A 23,701-nucleotide genomic window follows, 5' to 3' on the forward strand; every position below is an offset into this window, starting at 1 on the left:
TCCACAAAATAATTAGCACTCACCTCTTGACAGTGCTAACAATCGGTGCTATATTAATAACCGTAATAAGGAAATCATTATAAATGTTTATAAATGCGCAGCCCCTGCGAGTTACTTTTTTAAAGAGCCGCGGAAGCTGCGCTTTATATTAATATCAGCTGAAGGAGGAGAGCCTATGAACATCAGCAAATTTACGCAGAAATCCGTACAGGCTGTTCAGGATCTGGAGAAGGTTGCTTACGAATATGGCAACCAGGAAATCGAACAGGAGCATCTGTTATATACCCTCCTAACACAGGAAGACAGCCTGATTCTCAAACTGATTGAGAAGATGGAAATAAATAAAGAATATTTTCTGAACACAGTGAAGAACGCTCTGGATGCAAAAGTCAAAGTATCTGGCGGCGAACTCCGGTTTGGACAATATCTGAATAAGGCACTTGTAAATGCAGAAGACGAAGCTAAGGCAATGGGAGATGAATACGTATCCGTAGAGCATCTTTTCCTGGCCCTGCTGAAATATCCAAGCCCTAGTATGAAGAAAATCTGGAGCGAATTTGGCATTACCAAAGAGCGTTTCCTGCAGGCACTTTCCACAGTACGTGGAAACCAGCGTGTAGTAAGCGACAATCCGGAAGCCACCTATGATACTTTAAATAAATATGGCGAAGATCTTGTGGAAAAGGCAAGAAGCCAGAAACTGGATCCGGTAATCGGACGTGACAGTGAGATCCGGAATGTGATCCGTATTCTTTCTCGTAAGACCAAGAACAATCCGGTTCTCATCGGTGAGCCCGGTGTTGGTAAAACAGCCGCTGTGGAAGGTCTTGCACAGCGAATTGTAGCAGGAGATGTTCCGGAAGCACTGAAGGATAAGAAAATTTTTGCCTTGGATATGGGCGCACTGGTAGCAGGTGCCAAATACCGTGGTGAATTTGAGGAACGTCTGAAAGCAGTTCTGGAAGAGGTGAAAAAGAGCGAAGGTCAGATCATCCTGTTTATTGATGAGCTTCATCTGATCGTAGGTGCAGGTAAGACGGATGGCGCAATGGATGCCAGCAACATGCTGAAACCAATGCTTGCCCGTGGTGAGCTTCACTGCATCGGTGCTACCACACTGGATGAGTATCGTCAGTATATTGAGAAAGACGCTGCCCTGGAACGTCGTTTCCAGCCGGTTATGGTGGATGAGCCAACTGTGGAAGATACCATTTCTATCCTTCGTGGCCTGAGAGAACGTTACGAAGTATTCCATGGTGTTAAAATCACAGACAGCGCACTTGTTGCAGCTGCAACACTTTCACATCGTTATATTACAGACCGTTTTCTTCCGGATAAGGCAATTGACCTGGTAGATGAGGCCTGTGCCCTGATCAAGACAGAGCTGGATTCCATGCCGACAGAGCTGGATGAGCAGCGCCGTAAAATCGATCAGATGAAAATGGAAGAGCTGTCTCTGAAGAAGGAGACCGATAATTTAAGTAAAGAGCGTCTGGAAGAGCTTCAGAAGGAGCTTGCGGAAATGCAGGATTCTTTCAACACCCAGAAGGCTCAGTGGGAGAACGAGAAACATTCTGTAGAGAAGCTTCAGAAGCTTCGTGAACAGATTGAGGATATGAACAAACAGATCCAGATCGCAAGACAGAACTATGATCTGGAGAAAGCTTCCGAATTGCAGTATGGCGAGCTGCCGAAATTACAGCAGCAGCTGGAAATCGAAGAGCGCAATACAAAAGAGAGCGACAGAAGCCTTGTCCACGAAGTAGTAACAGACGATGAGATCGCAAGGATCATTTCCCGTTGGACCGGCATTCCGGTAGCAAGGCTGACAGAGGGAGAGCGTGCCAAACTGCTTCATCTGGAAGATGAGCTCCACAAACGTGTTATCGGTCAGGACGAGGGTGTACGCCGTGTAACCGATGCCATCCTTCGCTCCAAAGCAGGAATCAAAGATCCGACCAAACCAATCGGTTCTTTCCTGTTCCTTGGACCAACCGGTGTTGGTAAAACAGAGCTTGCCAAAACCCTTGCACAGACTCTTTTCGATGATGAGCAGAATATGGTTCGTATCGACATGAGCGAGTACATGGAGAAATACTCTGTATCCAGACTGATCGGAGCTCCTCCGGGATATGTTGGATACGAGGAAGGCGGACAGCTTACAGAGGCTGTTCGTCGGAAACCGTACAGCGTTGTACTTTTCGATGAGATTGAGAAGGCACATCCAGATGTATTCAATGTACTTCTGCAGGTACTGGATGATGGTCGTATTACCGATTCCCAGGGACGTACTGTAGACTTCAAGAATACAATTCTGATCATGACCTCCAATATCGGATCTCCTTATCTGCTGGATGGTATTGATGAAAATGGAGAAATCAAGGAAGAAGCACAGAAAGAGGTTATGGATGATCTGCGCGGACATTTCCGTCCGGAATTCCTGAACCGTCTGGATGAGATCATTCTGTTTAAGCCATTGACAAAAGATAATATTGGTAGTATCGTTGATCTGATGGTAAAAGAGCTGAATGACCGGCTTGCCGACCAGGAGCTTTCCCTTGAACTGACAGATGCAGCCAAGAAGGATGTCATTGACAATGGTTACGATCCTGTCTACGGTGCAAGACCTCTGAAGCGTTATCTTCAGAAATATGTAGAGACACTGACTGCCAGAAAAATCCTTTCAGGCGAAGTCCATACCGGCGATACACTGGTACTGGATGTGGAGAATGGAGAGTATGTGGTTAAAGTGAAGTAAAGGTTACTGTTCACTGGTAACGTTCCGCGAGGCGTTTTTTGTGAACAAAGTTCACAGAAAACCCGAGAATTGCGGCGCGAAATCATGCGAATGCATGATTTCTGTGCATCGCGAAGCGCGTTACTGTGAACGGAGTGAACAGTAACAAGTAAAGGAAAAGAAAAGGAGTCCAAGTCTTATGATACCAAAAGATCCTATGATTTTGCTTAGTTATGTAAATACCCAGCTTCGGGATTATTACGATTCTCTGGAAGCACTGTGTACCTGCCGCGGACTGAACAGGGAATCTCTGTTGGATAAGATGGATTCCATCGACTACCACTACGACGAAGAGACCAACCAGTTTATTTGAAATCACAATATTCAATAATTTAATACCGCTTGTCAAAGCTGTGAAAACCGCTTGGCAGGCGGTATTTTTTTGTAACAGGAAATTCCTGTTACGCATTACATAAAAAGCCTGCCGGGCAGGATTGCACTGCGGCGGAAGGGGTGTTGTCGCTCCAGGCGACCCGCCGCAAATGGAGAATCCTGCAAGCAGGATTCTTTTTACCATGAAAATTCCGGACAACAGATAATGTGGTCTTATACATAATAATTAGCCGACAAAATAAATACATATTTTAAATTCAATAAATTTAAGACACAAATCTAAAAAAAATATAAACTGCACAAAAAACACTTGCGTTTCTTGTGGAAAAGTGTAAACTATAAAATTAGTCGGCTAACTAATATGAGAAAGCTGAACAGGAACTTGAAACTGTAATACACACTCCAAAGCTTGTATCTCAGTTTCAGACAGCAAGTGAGGTGAGAATTTGGAAAACAACAATGAGAAAAGCATTCAACGTCTGATTATGGAAATCAGCCGCATGTATATGGAAAAATGCTTTGGTAAACTTAAAAGTCTGGGAATCCATCCAAGACAAATGCCGATTCTGGCTGTTCTGTGGAAAGAAGACGGATGTAGCCAGAAAGAACTGGCCAGCCAGTTAGGCGTGAAGCCGCCTACTGTTACCGTAAGTATCCAACGCCTGGAAAAAATCGGTATTATAGTTCGAAAACAGGATGAAAAAGATCAACGCATAAGCCGGATTTATCTTACAGAAGAAGGAAAAGCAATAATTAATGAAGGTATGCGCATGGCAAAGGAAGGAGAAAAACAGGTTCTGAACGGATTTTCCGAAAGTGAGTTATGTCTGATGAAACGATTCTGCATACAGATCAAGGAAAATATTGCGGCAATGCCAGCACCAGAGTTTTCACCGGAAGAAATGTGCATGGGACATTTTTGCCATAATAAAAAGTAGCACAGGAAACTGAAAAACAAAGCAAAAGGCAGAAAAGCCCGGATGTTTTGAAAAAATGTAGAAAGGACAACCCAAGCATGATTAAATTAATGAAGTATCTGAAAAAATCAGCAGGCTATATCGTCCTGATCATTGGACTGCTGTTTTTGCAGGCATACTGTGATCTGTCCTTGCCGGATTACACCTCCAAGGTAATTAACGTAGGGATCCAGCAGGGGGGAATACCAGATGGTGTTCCGGAAAAAATGCGTCAGAGCACAATGGAAAATCTGCAGATTTTTATGGACGAAGACACACAGAAAGAAGTTCAGGACTCTTATGTCCTGGATGGAGACACATATGAACTGAAAGATGGCATTACAGGGGATAAACGTGAGGAATTAAACGATCTTCTGTGCAAACCTCTGATGATGTACACCTCTTTTACCTCTGGCAGTGAAGAGAGCCAGAAAATGCTTTCCCAGATGCAGGTATCGGAAGGAACGGACCCAATGCAGGTTTTGTCAGCAATGCCGGAGGATGCAAAAAAACAGATGCTGGAGGCTGCAGATGAGAAGCTTTCCGACATGCCGGAATCTATTCTTACACAGGCCGCTGTCAGTGGTGTGAAAGCAGAATACGAAGCTATGGGCGAGGATCTGGATGCAATTCAGATGAATTACATCCGGACATCCGGAATCCAGATGGTCCTGATGGCGCTGGTGATCATGCTGGCCGCTGTAAGTGTTACTTTCCTTTCAGCAAGAGTGGCAGCAGCCCTTGGACATGATCTGCGAGATAATGTATACCGCAAGGTCATTCATTTCTCCAGCAACGAATATCATAAATTTTCCACTGCATCCCTGATCACGCGAAGTACCAACGATGTGCAGCAGGTGCAGCAGGTTATGACCATGATGTTCAGAATCGTTCTGTATGCGCCCATCCTTGGCATCGGAGGCGTGCTCAAGGTTCTCCAGACCGATTCCTCCATGACCTGGATCCTTGGAGCCGCAGTAGCTATCATTCTGATTGTTATTTTTGTACTGTTCCAGATTGCAATGCCGAAATTCACCAGGCTGCAGACTCTCATTGACCGTCTGAACCTGGTAACCAGGGAAATCCTTACCGGAATCCCGGTTATCCGCGCGTTCAGCCGTGAGAAGCATGAGGAAGAGCGTTTTGAAAAAGCAAATATGGATCTGACAAAGACAAACCTGTTTGTAAACCGCTGTATGACATTTATGATGCCGATCATGATGCTGATCATGAACGGTGTATCTGTAGCGATTATCTATTTCGGTGCACATGGCGTTGACAATGGAACTATGCAGGTAGGAAATATGATGGCATTTATCCAGTACGCAATGCAGATTATTATGTCCTTCCTGATGATCACAGCAATCTCCATTATGCTCCCAAGGGCAAACGTGGCAGCCGGCCGAATCTGTGAGGTCCTGGAAATGGAGCCATCTGTAAATGATCCGGAGGAACCGGTAATGCCAGATAAGCAGGAAAAAGGAACGGTCGAATTTGACCATGTAAGCTTCGCTTATCCGGAAGCAGGGGAAAATGTCATCAACGATATTACCTTTAAGGCAGAAAAAGGCCAGACTGTTGCTATCATCGGAAGTACCGGAAGCGGTAAGAGTACACTGGTCAACCTGATCCCCAGATTTTATGATGCAACGAAGGGCTGTGTAAAAGTAGATGGTGTGGATGTACGAAATATGACACAGCATGAGCTTCGTGACCGTCTGGGCTATGTACCTCAGAAGGGAGTCCTGTTCTCTGGAACCATCGATTCCAACATTCGTTACGGTAAGCCGGATATGCCAGAGGAAGATGTAAAACTGGCAGCTCAGATTGCCCAGTCCGATGACTTTATTGAAGCGAAACCGGAAGGCTACAAAGCACCTATTTCCCAGGGAGGAAATAATGTATCCGGTGGCCAGAAGCAGCGTCTTTCCATTGCAAGAGCGATTGCCAAAAAGCCGGAAATCCTGATCTTTGACGACAGCTTTTCCGCACTTGATTTCAAGACTGACAGCAAGCTTCGCAAGGCTCTGAAGGAAAAGACAAAGGATATTACCACGATTATCGTAGCACAGCGAATCAGCACTATCCTGAATGCAGATCAGATCATTGTGCTGGATGACGGAAATATGGCAGGCATCGGCACCCACAAGGAATTGATGAAGAACTGCGAGGTTTACCGCCAGATCGCCATGTCACAGCTTTCAGAGGAGGAATTAGCATGAGTGAAAACAAAGCCAGAGGCCCTATGATGGGTGGTCATCGGAGCCGTGCAATGAACTCCGGGGAAAAGGCAAAAGACTTTAAAGGAGCAATGAAACGACTTTTGAAATACATGGAACGCTACAAATTCCGTTTCGTTCTCATGTTTCTGTTTGCAATTGCAGGAACCATTTTTAACATTGTAGGACCAAAGATCCTTGGAAAGGCAACAACAGAGCTTTTTAACGGTCTGGTAGCCAAGGTAAACGGCACCGGAAGCATTGATTTTGAAAAAATCGGCTATATTTTGTTATGGACATTAGGACTGTATCTGGCAAGTGCCTGCTTCTCTTTTATCCAGGGTTATGTGATGACCGGAATTTCCAACGATGTCACCTACAATTTACGTAAAGATATTTCAAAGAAATTCAGCCGCCTCCCAATGAACTACTATGAGAGCCGGACAAACGGAGAAATCCTTTCCCGCGTAACGAACGATGTGGATACCCTTCAGATGAGCCTGAACCAGAGTATTACCCAGCTGATCACATCAGTTACCACCCTGATCGGTGTATTTGTGATGATGCTGTCCATCAATGTGTGGATGACCCTGGCTGCCCTTCTGATCCTTCCGATGTCTATGCTTATCATCAATTTCGTTATGAAGCACTCCCAGAAATATTTCCAGGCACAGCAGAAGTATCTGGGGGAGGTAAATGGCCAGATTGAAGAGAACTACGGCGGACACAATGTAGTGAAGGTATTTAATAAAGAAGAAGACGTAGTTGCAGAATTTGAAAAAGACAACCAGAAGCTTTACGAATCAGCATGGAAATCCCAGTTTTTCTCCGGAATCATGATGCCGGTCATGCAGTTTGTTGGAAACCTTGGATATGTTATGGTAGCCCTTCTTGGAGGATGGTTCACGATCAAGGGTTCTATTGAAGTAGGTGATATTCAGTCCTTCTTCCAGTATATCCGTAACTTTACCCAGCCCATCCAGCAGATCGCACAGGTAACCAACCTGCTTCAGTCCTCAGCAGCCGCTTCCGAGCGTGTGTTTGAGTTCTTGGATGAGGAGGAAGAGGAGACCACCAAAGAGAATGCTGTTTCTATTGACGGGCTCAGCGGAAATGTAGAATTTGATCATGTAAGCTTCGGTTACAATCCGGAAAAGATCATTGTCCACGATTTTTCGGCAAAGGTCAAAGATGGTCAGAAAATTGCGATTGTAGGGCCTACCGGTGCAGGAAAAACCACCATGGTTAAGCTGCTTATGCGTTTCTATGATGTAAACAGTGGTTCTATTAAGGTAGATGGTCATGATGTAAAAGATTTCAACAGAAGCGAGCTTCATGAAATGTTTGGAATGGTGCTTCAGGATACCTGGCTGTTTTCCGGAACCATTATGGAAAACATCCGCTATGGACGGCTGGATGCTACCGATGAGGAAGTGATCGCAGCAGCAAAGGCTGCTCATATCCACAACTTTATCATGCAGCAGCCGGGAGGCTATAACATGGTTCTGGATGAGGAGACCAGCAATGTTTCCCAGGGCCAGAAGCAGCTCCTGACAATTGCAAGAGCCATTCTTGCAGACAATAAGATCCTGATCCTGGATGAGGCTACCTCCTCCGTTGATACCAGAACCGAGGTACAGATCCAGAAAGCTATGGATAACCTGATGAAAGGCAGAACCAGCTTTGTCATCGCTCACAGACTTTCCACCATTAGGGACGCAGATCTGATCCTGGTTATGAAGGATGGTGACATTATCGAGCAGGGCAGCCATGAAGAGCTGCTTGCAAAGAAAGGCTTCTACGCAGATCTTTACAACAGCCAGTTTGATAAGACGCAGACTGCATAAAAGTAAGTGAAACAGATAAAAAAATACAGCAGCTTTTTCGGAAAATATACGGAAAAACTGCTGTTTTTTTTGTCTTCAGAGAGAAAAAATCCAGGGATTTGCTGTCTGTACTTTTACCCGCAGATAATGTATAATGGAGCAAAGTTTCTGCCGGAAAGGAAGGCAGGGACAAAGTCATAACAACGAAAAAACTCATTTATTGCAGCAGCCCTGGGTGTTTTTTTACAAAGACTTGTAGAAAGGGCTGCAGCGCGAATGTTAAAGGAGTATACCCCCAATGACAATTGATAATAAAGACGGAGCAGCTTTTCTTGCATACGTTACAGATAAATTAGAAACCAGGATCGCCCATATCAGCCAGTCCATTCTGGAAGGACAGAAGGATATCGAAGGAATGCATGAGTATTACTGGGAGAACTATACGGAGATGGACCAGTATGGCTACGAAAATTTCGATAACCAGCAGGCGCTTCTTCACCAGATCAACGCCAACGAGCAGCAGATCCATTTGCGAAAAAGATTTCGTAAAATGCTGGATTCCCCTTTCTTTGGAAGAGTGGATTTCGTATTTGAAGGGGATGAGGAGCCGGAGATTTTTTATATTGGAATCGGAAATTTCGCAGAAGAGGCAGGGCATACGCCTCTGATCTATGACTGGCGTGCTCCTGTCAGCGGGCTTTTCTACGACTATGATAAAGGCCCGGCGTCTTATCAGGCACCGCTGGGAACCATCTGCGGCGAAATTGCCTCCAAGTGGCAGTACAAGATTCGAAATGGCCGTATGCTTTACCAGTTTGAAAGTGATGTGAAGATTGATGACGAGATTCTTATGGCAGAACTTGGCAGCGGAGGCAGCACTGCGCTGAAAAATATTGTCCGCACTATCCAGAAGGAGCAGAATGCCATCATTCGAAACACCAGGGATAAGATCATGGTAATCCAGGGCGCAGCCGGAAGCGGCAAGACCTCCATTGCCTTGCACAGGATTGCCTATCTTTTGTATCACGACCGCAAGAATCTGAAATCCTCCAATATCCTGATCCTGTCTCCCAACAGCATCTTTTCTGATTATATTTCCCATATACTTCCGGAACTGGGAGAGGAAAATATTAAAGAAATGAGCTTTGATCTTTTTGCCTACAGACAGCTGAAAGATACGGTATCTGACTGCGAAGACCGTTATGACCAGATTGAGCGCAGCCTGAATTTCCCGGATATGCCTTCCTTATATAAGGAAAAACAGTCCAGGGAATTTTTGAATCGGATGGAGGGGTATCTCACCTCCTTAGAAGATGAGCTGATGGATTTTCGTGATGTGGAATATAAGAACTTTACGAAAAAAGAAGAGGAGATCATTGATCTTTTTTATTTTAAATTCCAGGATATCCCTCTGTTATCACGTATGGAGGCAGTTGCAGAGAATTTCATTGATGAGGTAGAGACGCTTCGGGACAATGATATGGATGAGGAAGAACGTGCCATTGTAATGGAGAAATTCATGAATATGTATGAGACTCAGGATCTCTATGTGATCTACAGCCGTTTTCTGGAAAGCTGCGGCTATCCGGGACTTCCCCATGTACAGCTTCAGGAGCGAAAGCTTCGGTATGAGGACGTCTATCCGGTACTTTACATGAAGTACCGCCTTCTTCGCCAGACCAGCCACAATGGTATCAAGCACCTGGTAGTAGACGAAATGCAGGATTATTCAAGGCTTCAGTATCTGATCCTTAAAATGATGTTTCCCTGCCGCATGACCATTCTGGGGGACAAAGCCCAGACTATGGAAGATGAGGCTCAGGATGTCCTGGGATTTTTACCGAAAATTTTCGGAAAAGAGATCCGCAGGATCGTCATGAACAAAAGCTACCGAAACACTGTGGAGATTGCTTCTTATGCGAATCAGCTTGCAGGGATTACAGATATGGATCTGTTTGATCGTCATGGCCAGCCAGTGGAAGAATTATTTTTTAAAGGGAAAAAACAGCAGGCAATGGAAGTGGCTCTGGATGAGCTTGTGAATAAGCTTCAGCTGGGAGCAGAACAGTTTGAGACAGCTGCGTTGATCCTTCGCACGGAATCTGAGGCAAAAGATGCCGCCCGCATTCTGAAAGAAAAACTGGAAAATACAGGGTTTGATGTGGAAAATCGTTTCTCGTACCTGCATCGTGACAGTACCAGCTTTTGCAAAGGCCTTACAGTTACTACGTTTTATCTTGCAAAAGGTCTGGAATTTGATCAGGTATTTTCCCTGTTCCCTGCAGCAGATCAGAGCCCGATTGCAAAACAGGGACGTTATATTGCAGCTACCAGAGCGCTTCATAAATTGCATATGTACGAATACGGAAAATAAATATTACAAAAGTATGACAAACAGAGCGTAAAATAAAAAAGAAATTCAGGTTGTCGAAATATGCTGTCAAATGCAACGTACATTTTGCAGACAGGATTTTACAAACACCCTCTGAAAAAATGTATAAAGTTCGTCACGAAAGTTTATAATATTTTCAATTTAGAGTTACTGTTCACTGGTAATATTCCGCGAGGTGTTTTTTGTGAACAAAGTTCACAGAAAACCCGAGAGTTGCGGCGCGAAATCATGCAAAGCATGATTTCTGTGCATCGCGAAGCGTGTTACTGTGAACGGAGTGAACAGTAACAATTTAGATTCTACAGTGGGAAATCCATTGACAGGCTTGTAATAAAATTGTAAAATACAGCTCGGGAGATTTTTATAAACGAGAAATATTTTCGTTTTGTTAATGAAATAGAATAATGTAGATTTACAAAATTTACTTATGAAAAGAAATAAGGAGGATACTATGAAGAACAAAAAGATTTTAGCAATCTTAACGATATCAGCAATTGTTTCTGCAGCTGCTACAGGCTGCAGTTTTGGCGGAGACGAGCCGGAAGAACAGGTAGTGGTAACTGAGACACCTGCTCCGGAAGCAACCGCTACACCTACTCCGGAGCCAACCATCGCGCCAGACGTACAGGACAGCACCTATACATCAAGCAATGGGGCTGTCTCCATTAAGCTTCCAGATGCTACCTGGTCCAATAAGGCGGATGAGGCAGATATGCTCAGCTTCGAATCCCCGGAGCAGGGTAAGATCCTGATCCTTCATGGACAGGGAGAAGAGGACATGTCTTCTGCTATGCTTCCGGATACGCAGGATCTGGCTGTGGCATTAGAGCAGGCTTCTGACCTTGCAGAAGGTACTGACTTTGAAATCCAGGATTATACCGCCAGTGATGTGGAGGGAGTAGGCGTTTATTCTTACACTGTGAAGTACACAGATGCTTCCAAGAGCGGCGGATATGTTTATGCGATCCATAAAATTTATAAGAGCTCTGATGAGTATTACAATATCTGCGGATCTGTTGTGGATGAGGCTTCTTATGCAGGAGTTAAGGCTGCAGTTGATTCCTTCGGAATTGCAGGAGAGTCTTCTTTGAAAGCTGCTGCACCGGTACAGTCTTCTGACAGTGCAGACGGAAGCACTGAGGGAAGTACAGATGGTTCCACTGACGGAACACAGAGTGCAGGCACTGATTCTGCGTCCTCAGGTGATGGAAGCAGTGATGGAACAATCACAAACTCCGGCGGATTTACCCAGGAACAGCTTACCGATACCAACCAGACCAGAACTATTTACCGCAACTCCGATGGACATCCCCTTGTAATTACTCCGGATGGAAATGGAAACTGGGTTGACTTTGATGGAAATACCTATCGTTTTGTGAATAATGAGGATGTTTACGATCAGAATGATGTGGATTATTACTGGCATGGAGAAGGTGCAGACGTATATTACATGCCTGTAGAGTAATAACAGAAAAAGCAGAATGTTGACTTACACGGACACAGCTACCCGGGATGGATGGCTGTGTCCGTGACAGTTGGAGGGAATATGGATAATTTTCAGGCTTATGGCGAATTTGCCAGAGTATATGATATGTTCCAGGACAATGTGGACTACCAGACCTGGGGCAAATGGCTGAAGCAGCAGCTTGCAGCGCAGGGAATCACAGACGGACTTGTGCTGGATCTTGGCTGCGGCACGGGAACCATGACTGAGATACTGGCAGAGGCTGGCTATGACATGATCGGAGTGGATAATTCCGGGGAAATGCTGGCAGAGGCCATGGAGAAGCGGGTAGAGTCCGGGCATGACATCCTGTATCTTCTTCAGGATATGCAGGAGTTTGAACTTTATGGAACCGTACGGGCTGTGGTAAGCGTGTGTGACAGTCTGAATTACATAACAGAGGAAGAGGAGCTGGAGCATGTGTTTGCCCTGGTAAATAATTATCTGGATCCTCAGGGGATTTTTCTGTTTGATATGAATACGGTTTATAAGTATCAGACTATGATCGGGAATACTACGATTGCTGAGAACCGGGATGAGGGAAGCTTTATCTGGGAGAACAGTTATGATGAGGAGACCGGGATTAATACGTATGAGCTGGCTCTGTTTCTTCCAAGAGAGGACGGACTTTATGAGAAGGATGAGGAGGTTCACTATCAGAGAGCCTATTCTTTGGAGAAGATCAAGGAACTTATTGGAAAAGCGGGAATGGAGCTTCTGGCAGTGTATGATGCTTATACACTGGAGCCACCGAAGGAAGATAGCGGAAGGCTTACCTTTGTAGTAAGGGAACATGGTAAATGATAATATAATAATAAGATAAATAGCTATAGGATTACGATTAACATTATAACAGTATAGATTGGAGAATACACATGAATGATTATATCATCCGCGCGACTGCAGCTAACGACCAGATCCGTGCATTTGCGGCAGTGACCACTGAGATGGTGGAGACTGCAAGAGAGCACCATAATACAAGTCCGGTGGCTACGGCAGCGCTTGGAAGACTTCTGACTGCAGGAGCCATGATGGGCTCCATGATGAAGGGGGAAAAAGATGTTCTTACCCTTCAGATCAAGGCCGGCGGTCCACTTCAGGGAATTACGGTAACTGCCGATTCCCAGGGAAATGTAAAGGGCTATGTAGGAAATCCAGATGTCTGCATCCCGGCAAATTCCAAAGGTAAGCTGGATGTTGCAGGAGCAGTTGGTCCTGGATTCCTGACTGTGATTAAGGATATGGGGCTAAAAGAGCCATACAGCGGACAGGTTATGCTTCAGACCTGTGAGATCGCAGAAGACTTGACCTATTATTTTGCAACAAGTGAGCAGGTACCGTCCGCAGTTGGACTTGGAGTCTTGATGAATAAGAATAATACAGTACGCCAGGCAGGTGGGTTTATTGTACAGCTGATGCCATTTGCAGAGGAAGAAGTGATTTCCAGGTTAGAGCAGAACGTACAGAAGATCAATTCTGTCACCAACCTGTTAGAGGAGGGACATACCCCGGAGAGTCTGCTGGAGAAAGTGCTGGAAGGCTTTGACGTGCAGATCAATGAGAAAATGGACACCCGTTTCCGCTGCAACTGCTCCAAGGAGCGAGTAGCGAAAGCGTTGATCAGCATCGGCAGAAAAGAATTAAACGAAATGATCCAGGAAGGCAAGCCAATCGAGATGAACTGCCATTTCTGTAATACCAACTACAATTTTACAGTAGAAGAGCTGAAAGAAATTCTAAGAAGATGCAAATAAGCTGAATTGAGACAGAATCACTATTTTCCGTCATAGACGCACATCTTGCAGAAAGCCTTTTTCAAACACACTCTAAGGCGTGGAAATGGTAGGATAAGAGAGGACTAGGATATGAATCAGGGATTTATTAAAGTAGCGGCAGGAACGCCGCAGGTTACAGTTGCTGATTGTAAGGCCAATACCAGGGCAATTCTGGAAGTAATCCGTGAAATGGAGACACAGCATGCCAAGCTGATGGTGTTGCCGGAGCTTTGCATCACAGGCTATACCTGCCAGGATCTTTTCCTTCAGAGAAGACTGCTGGACAGTGCATGGGAGAGCCTTCTGACTATTGCAGAGGAGACTGCGGATGTGGATGCGCTGATCTTTGTGGGACTTCCTATGCGGATGAACGGCAAGCTCTACAATGTGGCAGCAGTATTGAACCACGGAAATATTCTTGGATTTGTACCTAAGACTCACATTCCAAACTATAATGAATTCTATGAGCAGAGACACTTTGCTTCCGGGGCGGATGTGTGGACAGATGTGACAGTTGGGGAGGAAAGCGTACCTTTTGCCAGCAATCTGATTTTCTCATGTGAAGGACTGCCGGAGCTGACAGTTGGCGCGGAGATCTGCGAGGATCTGTGGGTTCCACTTCCGCCTAGTGTAAATCTGGCACAGGGCGGTGCCCATATTATCGTCAATCTTTCAGCCAGTGATGAGATGGTTGGCAAGGATTCCTACCGCCGTGATCTGGTGAAGGGTCAGTCTGCCAGACTGGTGTGCGGCTATATTTACGCCACAGCAGGAGAGGGTGAATCCTCCCAGGATCTGGTATTTGGCGGACAGAACCTGATCGCAGAGAATGGCACCATGCTGGCAGAGGCGAAGCGCTTCCAGAACACTGTGATCTACGGAGAAATTGATGTGCAGAGACTGGCAGATGAGAGAAGACGACTTTCCACCTATCCGGCATCTGATGATGCTGACTGCCAGATCGTACCTTTTGAGGTGGAAGTGGAAGAGACCTCTCTTACCAGGAAGTTTGCCCCCTATCCTTTCGTACCTTCTGTAAAAGAAGAGCGTGATATGCGCTGTGAGGAGATTCTGAACATTCAGGCTATGGGACTTAAGAAAAGAATGAGCCACATCCACTGTCAGAAGGCAATGGTTGGTCTTTCCGGGGGACTTGATTCCACACTGGCATTGCTTGTAATTGCACGTACTTTCCAGCTGATGGGACTGCCATCTGAGAATATCCGCTGCATTACCATGCCATGCTTTGGCACCACAGACAGAACTTACCAGAATGCCTGTAAATTAAGCCAGTGCCTTGGTGCTGCTCTGACGGAGGTAAATATTAAAGAGGCGGTAAATATCCATTTCCGTGATATCGGTCACGACGATTCTGTTCATGATGTAACCTATGAGAACTGTCAGGCCAGAGAGCGTACGCAGATTCTTATGGATATGGCAAACCAGAAGGGAGCACTTCTTGTGGGAACCGGTGACCTTTCCGAGCTTGCTCTTGGATGGGCAACCTATAATGGAGACCATATGTCCATGTATGGTGTAAATGCCTCTGTTCCCAAAACGCTTGTAAGACATCTTGTCCGCTATTATGCAGATACCTGCGGAGAGAAAGAGCTGGAAGAAGTTCTTCTGGATATTCTGGATACTCCGGTAAGTCCGGAGCTTCTGCCGCCTAAGGACGGCAAGATCGCGCAGAAAACAGAAGATTTGGTTGGTCCTTATGAACTTCATGATTTTTATCTGTATTATATGCTTCGTGCAGGCTTTGAACCGGATAAGATCTATCGCATTGCCTGCCGTACCTTTGAGGGTACTTATGACAAGGCTACGATTCTGAAATGGCTGAAAATCTTCTACCGCAGATTTTTTGCCCAGCAGTTCAAACGCTCCTGTCTTCCTGACGGCCCGAAGGTAGGTAGTGTGGCGCTGTCTCCAAGAGGTGACCTGCGTATGCCAAGTGATGCAAGCGCAGCGGTATGGATGGAAGCTCTGGAGAAGCTTGAAGTATAAAACGATTGTGCGGTATGCTTTCCATGTATTTTACAGCTGTATTTCGCGGAGCATGCAGCTGTAAAGGTGGGAAATAATTAGGTTTGTTTATTGCTCTGCCGGCGGAGAACTTACATGGTTCTCCGCCTTTTTTAATGCATCTTCAATGGCAGAAATAAGCAGCTGTGATGTATATTTCCTGTCTGTGGAATATTTCAGGTCGTCCAGGGACTGGCTGTCAACAATCTGGCTGGCCAGTGACTCCAGAGAAGGCTTTACCAGCGGAAACATGGCAGTGGTGCTTTCACTTAAATTTACCAGCTCAATAGACTGGATATTGTTTTGATCTACTGTAACTTCCACGTCAAAAGTATTTTTATTCAAAGTAAGGGAACTGCGGTAAACGCCAGGCGTATAAAGCCCCTCTCCAGCAGCAGAAGTGGTCTGGCTTTTTCCAGGCCCGAACATAAAGTAGATCAGGATTCCCAGAAGAACAGCAAGAATCAGAAAGGCGATGGTATATACCACTTCCTTCATATGTAACACGATGATCCTGGTTTTCGAACTCATGGACTGCGCCTCCTGTATCGCACTGATAATGAAAAAAATAATCCTGGCCGCAAAAACCAGGCTTTAATCTTCTTATTCTATCCTATTATCAAAGCATGGAAAATATGATAGAATATAAAGCAGAATTTTTTTTTATCAGATACAGGCTTTTTTATTCCATACAATTGGCAGAAGGAGGAAAAAACGTGTCCCTACAATTCATCATCGGCAGCTCCGGTATTGGCAAGACGCATTATGCATGTGAACAGATCATCCGGGAATCTATGGAAAATCCACAGCACCTGTACTATATTATCGTCCCGGAACAGTTCACCATGCAGACACAGAAAAACGTAGTCGAAATGCATCCCGGAAAGGGAATCCTGAATATCGACGTGCTCAGCTTTCAGCGCCTTGCCTATCGTATTTTCGAGGAGACAGGCGGTGCCATGGAAGTGCTTCTGGATGACACTGGAAAAAGTATGGTTCTTCAGAAGCTGGTGCAGCAGCATCGCAAAAATCTGCCCTATCTTGGCAGCCAGATGAACAAACCGGGCTATCTGGACGAAGTGAAATCTCTGATTTCAGAATTTATGCAGTATGATATCCGGGAAGAAGAACTGCAGGACATGCTGGGAAAAACAGGGGAAGACTCTCTTCTTCATATGAAAATGCAGGATGTGGGTGTCCTTTATCAGGCCTTTCTTCAGTATCTGGAAGGGCATTATATGACCGGCGAAGGCGTGATGGACGCTTTGAAAAAAGCCATTCCTTTTTCTGATAAACTGAAAAAATCCGTACTCCTTCTGGATGGCTTCACCGGTTTTACTCCGGTGCAGATGAACGTGATCCGGGAACTTTTAAATGTCTGCGATAAGGTTCTGGTAACTGTTACCATGGATGCCAGAGAAAATCCTTTACAGATGGGAAAACCACATCAGTTGTTCTATATGAGCAGGAAAATGATCCACACCTTGTCCGGTCTGACCAGCAATCTGGATGATCCCGTTCTTCTGAAGGATGAGAGAAAGGGCCGCTTTGGAAATTCCACCTCTCTTGACTTTCTGGAGAAGCATCTTTTTCGCTACAGAAGATCTGTCTATGAGAAGAAACAGGAAGAAATCTGCATATTTGAAGCAGAATCCCCTGTAAAAGAACTGGAAGAGACAGCCAGGAGAATACGCCGTCTGGTCCGTGAAAAAAATCTGAAATACGGAGAAATCGCTGTGATTACCGGAAATCTGGAGGCGTACAAAAGTATTGCATCTCAGGTATTCGAGGAATCCCGGATTCCTTATTTCCTGGATGAGAAGCACACCATTCTGATGAACCCATTTATAGAATATATTCGTGCTGCTCTTGAAATGGTTACAAAGGGTTTTTCCTACGAAAGTGTTTTCCGGTATCTGCGCTGTGATATGTCAGGCCTTGCAAGGGACCAGGTGGATATGCTGGAGAATTATGTGCTTGCCCTTGGAATTCGCGGTTACAAAAAGTGGTCCGAGAAGTGGGTGAGAGTTTACCGGACCATGGATCCGGAGGATATTCAAGTCCTGAACGAATACCGGGAAATATTTGTGAGGGAGGCTGAGATCCTGGCTCAGGGATTTTCCAGTGGAAAGAGAAAAGTATGTGAATATTGTTATAGTTTATATCAGTTTATCGAAAGCTGTGAAATACAGAAAAAACTAAAGAAACAGGAGCTTTTCTTTAAAGAAAAAGGAGAAAAAGCTCTGGAAAAAGAATACGCCCAGATATACGGAATTGTTATGGAACTTCTTGACCGCATGGTAGAGATCCTTGGAGAGGAAGAAATTACAAGAACGGAATTTGTCCAGCTTCTGGAAACTGGTTTTGCCAAGTCAAAGGTTGCGCTGATCCCGCCCAGTATGGATCAGGTCCTTGTTGGAGATATGGAAAGAACCCGTCTGAAAGAAATAAAGGCATTGTTTTTTGTAGGTGTAAACGAGGGGAATATTCCGAAAAATACAGACTCTGGCGGAATTTTGACCCAGATGGACAGAGAATTCTTTGCAGATGAGGGAATGGAGCTTGCACCAGGTCCGAAAGAGCTGATGAACACCCAGCGCTTTTACCTGTACCTAAATCTGACAAAGCCAAGTGAGCATTTGTGCCTTTCCTACAGTTTATCAAATGGAAAAGGAGAACCTATAAGTCCTGCATATCTGATCCACAGTATACAGGCTCTATATCCCGGACTGGAGGTGAAAAATGCAGGTGATGAGGAATTCAGCCTGAACGCCATGGAGCTTCCGGGAACCAGTCTGGAATGCTTCCTGAAAGGTCTTGGAGAGGGCGCTGTGGGACAGGGAAGTCCTTTGTACAGCGAGCTTTACAGCTGGTATCTTAGAAGTCCTAAATATAGGACTTTAGCCCAAAAGCTGGTGGAGGCTTCCAGAACCAGAAAGCCTGCTGATATTATCAGCGAAAGTGTGGCAAAGGTTCTCTATGGAGAGGTGTCGCCCTACAGTGCCACCAGGCTGGAGCGTTATTCTGCCTGTGCTTTTGCCCATTTCCTCCAGTATGGTCTTAAACTTACGGAGCGTGCAGAATATGAATTCCGCGCCATGGATATGGGAAATATTATGCACAAGGTGCTGGAGTCTCTGATAAAGGAAGTGAACAAAGAAAAGCTTTCTCTGGCAGAGCTTTCTGAGGAAGAGCGGGATGCGCTGGCAGACCGCCTGGTAGATGAAATAAGTGCAGATTATGGCAATACCATTCTAAAAAGCAGTGCACGCAATGAATATATGATTCAGCGCACCAAGCGAATGGTACGAAGAACTGTGTGGGCAATTCAGAAACAGCTGAAATCCGGGGAATTTGAGCCGGAAGGTGTGGAAGTTGTTTTTCAGGGCGGTCGGATCGATCGCGTGGATACTATGGAGACAGATGATGGGAAGCTGTATGTCCGGGTCATTGATTATAAGACCGGGAATACTTCTTTTGATCTGGTTTCTTTGTATCATGGTCTGCAGCTGCAGCTGATGATCTACATGGACGGTGCCCTTACCGTAGAGCAAAACAAGCATAAGGATAAAGATGTGATTCCTGCAGGGGTATTTTATTACAATATCAAGGATCCTATGATTCAGGAAAAAATAGATGCAGATATAGAGACTGTCCAGGAAAAAGTGCTGAAGGAACTAAAGATGAACGGACTGGTTCTGAAAGATAAAGAACTGGTACAAAAAATGGACAGTTCCCTTGTGTCAATTCCCGTATCCTTTAACAAAGACGGAAGCTTCCGGAAAAATTCTTCTGTAGCCTCAAAAGAGCAGTTTGATATTTTAAACCGTTATGTAAAAACAAAGATTTCTCATATCAGACAGTCCATTATGACCGGAGATGCCCAGGTTTCCCCTTATATGATGGGAAAGAAAAATGCCTGTACCTACTGTCCTTACAGCGGCGTATGCGGTTTTGATATGGACATTCCAGGCTATGAATTCCGCAGGCTGAAAAACTTTACAGATGAAGAGCTGTGGGATGCTTTTGTGAAGGAGGTGGATGAATAATGGCAGTGAACTGGACGAAAGAGCAGGAGCAGGTTATTAATTTAAGAAACCGGAATATTCTGGTAAGTGCAGCAGCTGGTTCCGGAAAGACTGCGGTGCTTGTGCAGCGAATTCTAAAAAAGGTGATGGATCCGGAGCATCCTGTTGACATTGACAGGCTGCTGATCATGACGTTCACAAGAGCAGCAGCAGGGGAAATGCGGGAACGAATTGCAAATGCCCTGGAGGATGCTCTCTGTGAGAATCCGGACAATGAGCATCTGCAGCGCCAGACTACCTTGATCCATACGGCGCAGATCACCACGATAGATGGCTTCTGTGCTTATGTGATCCGCAATTATTTCCATCTTATTGGTCTGGATCCTGGTTATCGGACAGGAGAAGAGGGAGAATTGAAGCTTCTGAAAGAGGACGTGATGAAGGAGCTTCTGGAGAACTATTACATAAAAGATGACAAAAAGTTTAAGTATTTTATCGAATGCTACGCATCAGGCAAAACAGATGATGGAATCAAAGAACTGATTTATTCTCTGTATAATGCTGCCATGAGCAATCCATATCCGGATACCTGGCTGGAAGAATGCATAGATAGTTATAGAAATACGGATTTAGAGTCTGTAAAATCATCAGAATGGATGAATTTGTTATGGAAAAACATTACGGAGGATCTTTGCCAGGCAAAGGAACTGATTACCCAGGCAAGAAGCTTTTGCAATGCGCCAGGAGGACCATACCTGTATGATGAAGCACTGCAAAGTGATCTCATCCTCATTCGTGCAGCAGAAGAGAAAGCCGCCGCCGGTGATTTTGACGGAGCAGGAGAGCTTCTTGGCAAACCGGCTTTTGCCGCTCTTTCCAGAAAGAAACCAAAAGATCCTGTAGATGATACGCTGAAAGAGCAGGTAAAATCTCTTCGGGAAAATGCAAAGGATATTTTAAAGGATATTGGAACACGGTATTTTTCCGTAAAGGAGGAGGAACTTCCAGTGCTTCTGGAAACCTGCCGGGAGCCTGTAGAAATGCTAGTGGAGCTTACCAGGGAATTTATCCGTATGTATGGAGAGAAGAAGCGGGAAAAAAATATTCTGGACTTTACGGACATGGAGCATTTTGCGCTGGAAATCCTGATTCAAAGGGTTCATGCAGCGGAAGAAAATGGCGAAAACGACGGTAATTGGACTGGAGAGAGCAAGTATATTTATCACATGAGTCCGGCAGCACGTGAACTTTCCCTGAAATATGACGAGGTCATGGTGGATGAGTACCAGGACAGTAACCTGGTACAGGAAATGATCACTAACTGTGTTTCCGGCTGGGCAGATGGAAGAAAAAATATATTCATGGTAGGTGATGTGAAGCAGAGCATTTACCGGTTCCGCCTTGCCAGACCAGAGCTTTTTATGGAAAAGTATGAACAGTACAGTTTAACGGACAGTACGGAACAGCGAATCGATCTTCATAAAAATTTCCGCAGCCGGTCTCAGGTATTGGATAGTGCAAACTTTATTTTCCGTCAGATTATGGGAACAGATCTTGGTGGAATTGCCTACGATAAAGCCGCAGCTCTTTATCCTGGAGCTGTGTTTCCGGAAGGAAACAAGGAAAGCTTTCTTCCTGCAGAAGTTCTTCTGGTAGAAAAGGATTCTGAAGAACTGGAGGATCTGATGGAAGGAAAGGATGCCCGGGAACTGGAGGCTCTTGCTATTTCCCACAGAATTAAGGAAATTGTGGGAAAAGAGCTGGTACTTGATAAAGAAACCAAAGAATATCGTCCTGCGAAATACGGAGATATTGTAATCCTTCTTCGCACCGCCTCCGGCTGGTCAGAAACCTTTACAGAGGTGCTTTCTGCCCACGGAATTCCTGTGTATGCCGCTTCAAAGACGGGATATTTTTCCGCACTTGAGGTGGTTACGATTCTGAATTATCTGCAGGTCTGCGATAATCCTCTTCAGGATATTCCTTTGACGGGTGTGCTGAGGTCGCCGCTGGTGGGATGTACTACCCAGGAGCTTGCCGTTTTGCGGGAAGAACATCCGAAGGGGATGCTGTATGACAGCGTGTTGAATTTCCTGGAAGAATATGAGGGGCAGGAAAGAACTCTTTACCACAAATTACATGGTTTTATAGTCCTGCTGAATGAAATGCGTGATCTTGCGGTGTACACTCCTGTGCATGAGCTGATTCTTGAGATTCTCCGCAGAACCGGCTATGGTAATTATGCGAAAGCTCTGCCAAATGGTGCACAGCGGAGCGCCAACCTCGCTATGCTGGTGGAAAAGGCAATGGATTATGAGAAGACCAGTTACAGAGGCTTATTTAATTTTGTCCGATATATTGAACATTTGCAAAAATATGAAGTTGATTATGGCGAAGTAAATCTTTCTGGCGCAGGAGAAGGTTCCGTGGAAATCATGACGATCCACAAGAGCAAGGGACTCGAGTTTCCGATTGTAATCCTTGCCGGTATGGGAAAACAGTTCAATATGCAGGATCTGAACGCCAGACTTCTGATTCATCCGGATTACGGTCTTGGCGCTGACGCCATTTTGCCAGACCGGCGGATGATTGTGTCAACACTGTATAAGCAGGTGATCCGCCGTAAGCTTCTGGAAGAGACTCTGGGGGAGGAAATCCGAGTACTTTACGTTGCCCTGACGCGTGCCAAGGAGAAACTGATCATGACCGGAACAATAGGAAATCTGGAAAAAAGGCTGCTTTCTTTATACAGATTCCGCGAAAATGAACAGGAACTTCTTCCGGCAGAAACGAGACTGAATGGAAAAACTTACTGGGATTATGTGCTTCCTGCGCTTGCAAGGCACCGCTGCATGGATGAACTTTTTGAGGAGTTTGGATTGCTGCCATCCCATGATAATCTGCTTTATGATGATCCGGCAGAGTTTCAGGTGAAAAGGATCACAGCGCGGACTTTAACGGAGGCTGAAGTGGTGGAACAGGCTGTCGGGCAGATGGAAGACGATATTCTGGATAACTGGGATTGTGAGAAAATCGTGGATCCTGAAATCAGAGCGGAACTGGAAAAGCGTTTTGGATTTGTATATCCTTATGAATATCGTAAAGATATTCCGGTGAAGGTCAGCGTATCGGATCTGAAAAAGAAGAGTTACCATGAAGATACGGATATTGAAGAAGCTGTATATTTCGAACCGGACATTGTTCCGCTGGTTCCAAGATTTATTGAGGAAAAGAAGGAAACGGAAGAGGCGTTCACAGGTTCGGCAAGAGGTACTGCTTACCATCGTGTGATGGAATGTCTTGAGTACAATAAAACGGATAGTGCACAGCAGCTGAAAGAGCAGATCAACGCATTGGTTCAGAGCAAAAAAATGTCTGAGGCAGAAGCAGAATGTATCAGAATTTCAGATATTCAGTCTTTTGTGAATGGGGCACTGGGGCAGAGAATGAAAGTCGCTGCATTATCGGGGCTTCTTTTCAGGGAACAGCCTTTTGTCATTTCCAGAAGTGCTGCTGAAATAGATGAGGCATGGGATCCCAAGGAACGTGTGCTTGTGCAGGGAATCATAGACGCTTATTTTCTGGAAGGGGATGAGATCGTGCTGGTTGATTACAAGACGGATCGTGTGCGCAGAGGGGAAGAGCAGAAGCTGGTTGATCTGTATCACACTCAGCTGGAGGATTATGCTCAGGCACTTCATAGAATGACTGGGCGCAGGGTGAAAGAGAAGTATATTTATTCTTTTACGTTGAAAAAAGAGATATTGTTAGGATGATTGCTTGTGTTCGCAGAAGGTGCGTGGATGTGGCGTGCCTGATCTGAGAGCTGTGCGAAGAACCCGGAAA

General features: G+C 45.2%; 13 protein-coding genes. 12 read left to right on the top strand and 1 reads right to left on the bottom strand.

Features of this window, described 5'->3' with window-relative positions; genetic code table 11:
- Nucleotides 1-175 precede the first annotated feature (175 nt).
- From clpB to I4V84_RS06290, 10 genes are all read left to right on the top strand, one after another.
- A complete protein-coding gene (clpB, locus tag I4V84_RS06245) occupies nucleotides 176-2,758 on the top strand; it encodes an ATP-dependent chaperone ClpB (protein ID WP_173717552.1) in 2,583 nt (860 codons plus the stop codon).
- A 178-nt stretch (nucleotides 2,759-2,936) separates the two neighbouring features.
- A complete protein-coding gene (locus tag I4V84_RS06250; protein WP_118582984.1) occupies nucleotides 2,937-3,110 on the top strand; it encodes a DUF4250 domain-containing protein in 174 nt (57 codons plus the stop codon).
- Between the two features lie 466 nt (nucleotides 3,111-3,576).
- Nucleotides 3,577-4,068 carry a MarR family transcriptional regulator gene (locus I4V84_RS06255; protein ID WP_226815755.1) on the top strand — a complete coding sequence of 164 codons (492 nt, stop codon included), beginning with the start codon at nucleotides 3,577-3,579 and terminating at the stop codon, nucleotides 4,066-4,068.
- A gap of 77 nt (nucleotides 4,069-4,145) precedes the next feature.
- A complete protein-coding gene (locus tag I4V84_RS06260) occupies nucleotides 4,146-6,308 on the top strand; it encodes an ABC transporter ATP-binding protein (RefSeq protein ID WP_173717566.1) in 2,163 nt (720 codons plus the stop codon).
- Complete coding sequence (locus tag I4V84_RS06265; protein ID WP_118582987.1) at nucleotides 6,305-8,152, top strand: ABC transporter ATP-binding protein; 1,848 nt, start codon at nucleotides 6,305-6,307, stop codon at nucleotides 8,150-8,152. Before I4V84_RS06260 ends, I4V84_RS06265 begins: the two co-directional genes overlap by 4 nt.
- 277 nt (nucleotides 8,153-8,429) lie before the next feature.
- Nucleotides 8,430-10,505 carry a UvrD-helicase domain-containing protein gene (locus I4V84_RS06270; protein ID WP_173717444.1) on the top strand — a complete coding sequence of 692 codons (2,076 nt, stop codon included), beginning with the start codon at nucleotides 8,430-8,432 and terminating at the stop codon, nucleotides 10,503-10,505.
- A 469-nt stretch (nucleotides 10,506-10,974) separates the two neighbouring features.
- Nucleotides 10,975-11,988, top strand: coding sequence for a hypothetical protein (locus I4V84_RS06275; protein ID WP_173717445.1), 1,014 nt, complete (start codon nucleotides 10,975-10,977; stop codon nucleotides 11,986-11,988).
- A gap of 81 nt (nucleotides 11,989-12,069) precedes the next feature.
- Nucleotides 12,070-12,831 carry a class I SAM-dependent methyltransferase gene (locus I4V84_RS06280; RefSeq protein WP_118582993.1) on the top strand — a complete coding sequence of 254 codons (762 nt, stop codon included), beginning with the start codon at nucleotides 12,070-12,072 and terminating at the stop codon, nucleotides 12,829-12,831.
- Between the two features lie 71 nt (nucleotides 12,832-12,902).
- Entirely contained in the window at nucleotides 12,903-13,781 is an 879-nt protein-coding gene (gene hslO / locus I4V84_RS06285) for an Hsp33 family molecular chaperone HslO (RefSeq protein WP_173717446.1), read from the top strand.
- A gap of 111 nt (nucleotides 13,782-13,892) precedes the next feature.
- Nucleotides 13,893-15,809 (top strand): NAD(+) synthase, encoded by a 1,917-nt coding sequence (locus I4V84_RS06290; protein ID WP_173717447.1) that lies wholly within the window; start codon nucleotides 13,893-13,895, stop codon nucleotides 15,807-15,809.
- Nucleotides 15,810-15,896: 87 nt separating this feature from the next.
- Here I4V84_RS06290 and I4V84_RS06295 read toward each other — a convergent pair whose 3' ends face one another.
- Nucleotides 15,897-16,358: a hypothetical protein gene (locus tag I4V84_RS06295; RefSeq protein ID WP_173717448.1), complete on the bottom strand. Its 462-nt coding sequence runs from the start codon at nucleotides 16,356-16,358 to the stop codon at nucleotides 15,897-15,899.
- A gap of 185 nt (nucleotides 16,359-16,543) precedes the next feature.
- Here I4V84_RS06295 and addB point away from each other — a divergent pair, with 185 nt between their 5' ends.
- The gene (gene addB, locus I4V84_RS06300) at nucleotides 16,544-19,876 is read left to right on the top strand and encodes a helicase-exonuclease AddAB subunit AddB (RefSeq protein ID WP_195991441.1); all 3,333 of its coding nucleotides are present in this window, start codon (nucleotides 16,544-16,546) and stop codon (nucleotides 19,874-19,876) included.
- Nucleotides 19,876-23,631, top strand: coding sequence for a helicase-exonuclease AddAB subunit AddA (addA, locus tag I4V84_RS06305; RefSeq protein ID WP_195991442.1), 3,756 nt, complete (start codon nucleotides 19,876-19,878; stop codon nucleotides 23,629-23,631). The genes addB and addA overlap by 1 nt, the downstream gene beginning before the upstream one ends.
- Nucleotides 23,632-23,701: the final 70 nt, after the last annotated feature.

The sequence above is a fragment of the Ruminococcus sp. 1001713B170207_170306_F1 genome (genome assembly GCF_015668065.1).
Lineage (GTDB): Bacteria > Bacillota > Clostridia > Lachnospirales > Lachnospiraceae > Blautia_A > Blautia_A faecis.